The organism is Enterobacter sp. SST3, assembly GCF_000286655.1.
Taxonomy (GTDB): domain Bacteria; phylum Pseudomonadota; class Gammaproteobacteria; order Enterobacterales; family Enterobacteriaceae; genus Enterobacter; species Enterobacter roggenkampii.
In genome coordinates this window covers 1-1,203 of the sequence record NZ_ALNS01000058.1, presented here as the reverse complement: position 1 = coordinate 1,203, position 1,203 = coordinate 1, and the positions used below count along the sequence as shown (strand labels likewise).

The window sequence follows — 1,203 nt, the reverse complement described above, 5'->3', positions numbered from 1 at the left end:
TAAGGAAGGTGCGAACAAGTTCCTGATATGAGATCATCATATTCATCCGGAGCGCATCCCAGAGGGACATCATGAGCCATCAACTCACCTTCGCCGATAGTGAATTCAGCACTAAGCGCCGTCAGACCCGAAAAGAGATTTTCCTCTCCCGCATGGAGCATATTCTGCCATGGCAGAATATGACCGCTGTCATCGAGCCGTTTTATCCCAAGGCGGGCAATGGCCGACGGCCCTATCCGCTGGAGACCATGCTGCGTATTCACTGCATGCAGCATTGGTACAACCTGAGCGACGGTGCCATGGAAGATGCCCTGTACGAAATCGCCTCCATGCGCCTGTTTGCCCGATTATCCCTGGATAGCGCCCTGCCGGATCGCACCACCATCATGAATTTCCGCCACCTGCTCGAGCAGCATCAACTGGCCCGTCAATTGTTCAAGACCATCAATCGCTGGCTGGCCGAAGCAGGCGTCATGATGACCCAAGGCACTTTGGTGGATGCCACCATCATTGAGGCACCCAGCTCTACCAAGAACAAAGAGCAGCAACGCGATCCGGAGATGCATCAGACCAAGAAAGGCAATCAGTGGCACTTTGGCATGAAGGCCCACATTGGTGTCGATGCCAAGAGTGGCCTGACCCACAGCCTGGTCACCACCGCGGCCAACGAGCATGACCTCAATCAGCTGGGTAATCTGCTTCATGGAGAGGAGCAATTTGTCTCAGCCGATGCCGGCTACCAAGGAGCGCCACAGCGCGAGGAGCTGGCCGAGGTGGATGTGGACTGGCTGATCGCCGAGCGTCCCGGCAGGGTAAAAACCTTGAAGCAGCATCCGCGCAAGAACAAAACGGCCATCAACATCGAATACATGAAAGCCAGCATCCGTGCCAGGGTGGAGCACCCGTTTCGCATCATCAAGCGGCAGTTCGGCTTCGTGAAAGCCAGATACAAGGGGCTGCTGAAAAACGATAACCAACTGGCGATGTTATTCACCCTGGCCAACCTGTTTCGGGTGGACCAAATGATACGTCAGTGGGAGAGATCTCAGTAAAAACCGGAAATAACGCCAGAAATGGTGGAAAAAATAGCCTAAATAGGCTGATTCGATGTGTTTGCGGGAAAAAAATCGGCCCAGATCCGCGAAATTTTAATCAGCGAGTCAGCTTGGGAAGACATGATCTGCTTATTCGCACCTTCCTTAA

General features: G+C 53.5%; 1 protein-coding gene. It reads left to right on the top strand.

Going from position 1 to position 1,203, the window contains the following annotated elements:
* Nucleotides 1-71 precede the first annotated feature (71 nt).
* Nucleotides 72-1,052 carry an IS5-like element ISKpn26 family transposase gene (locus B498_RS00040; RefSeq protein WP_008503529.1) on the top strand — a complete coding sequence of 327 codons (981 nt, stop codon included), beginning with the start codon at nt 72-74 and terminating at the stop codon, nt 1,050-1,052.
* Nucleotides 1,053-1,203: the final 151 nt, after the last annotated feature.

Bases quoted from the DNA above. Each gene is read 5' to 3' on its own strand.
- B498_RS00040 (WP_008503529.1), top strand. From the start codon at position 72: ATGAGCCATCAACTCACCTTCGCCGATAGTGAATTCAGCACTAAGCGC.